Source organism: Flavobacterium plantiphilum, assembly GCF_046000495.1.
GTDB classification, from domain to species: Bacteria; Bacteroidota; Bacteroidia; order Flavobacteriales; family Flavobacteriaceae; genus Flavobacterium; species Flavobacterium plantiphilum.
This window is the reverse complement of sequence record NZ_JBELQA010000007.1, coordinates 1,558-2,380: the sequence shown is the minus strand read 5'-3', so window position 1 is coordinate 2,380 and position 823 is coordinate 1,558. Positions and strand designations below refer to the sequence as shown.

Annotated in this window: 1 protein-coding gene; it reads left to right on the top strand. The window is 39.1% G+C overall.

The window, feature by feature from the left end; translation table 11 throughout:
* The coding region (locus tag ABS764_RS12465) for an MBG domain-containing protein (protein WP_408082300.1) at positions 1-823 on the top strand (823 nt) is incomplete at both ends.

The following is an 823-nucleotide window of genomic DNA, read 5'->3' as shown; positions in this document are numbered from 1 at the left end:
CACCAAGTTTAGTAAATGGAGATTCATTTACAGGAACGCTGACAAGAGCTTCGGGAGAAAACATCGGAAACTATGGGATAACGCAAGGTACTTTGAGTGCAGGAAACAACTATAGTATTACTTATGTGGCTAAAGATTTTGCTATTACAGCAAAACCAATTACAGTTACAGCTGATGCTTCTCAAACTAAAGTTTACGGAACAGTTGATCCAACGTTTACTTACAGCGTTTCACCAAGTTTAGTAAGTGGAGATTCATTCACAGGAACGCTGACAAGAGATGCCGGAGAAAACATCGGAAACTATACGATAACACAAGGTACTTTGAGTGCAGGAAACAATTACAGTATTACTTATGTAAGTAAAGATTTGGCTATTACAGCAAAGCTAATTACTGTAACTGCTGATGCTTCTCAGACTAAAGTTTACGGAACAGTTGATCCAACGTTTACTTACAGCGTTTCACCAAGTTTAGTAAGTGGTGACGCGTTCACAGGAACGCTGACAAGAGATGCCGGAGAAAACATCGGAAACTATACTATTACGCAAGGTACTTTAAGCGCCGGAAACAACTATAGTATTACTTATGTGGCTAAAGATTTTGTTATTACAGCAAAGCCAATTACGGTAACTGCTGATGCTTCTCAGACTAAAGTTTATGGAACAGTTGATCCAACGTTTACTTATAGCGTTTCACCTGCTTTAGTAAGTGGAGATTCCTTTACAGGAACGCTGACAAGAGCTTCTGGAGAAAACATCGGAAACTATACTATTACGCAAGGTACTTTAAGCGCCGGAAACAACTATAGTATTACTTATGTGGC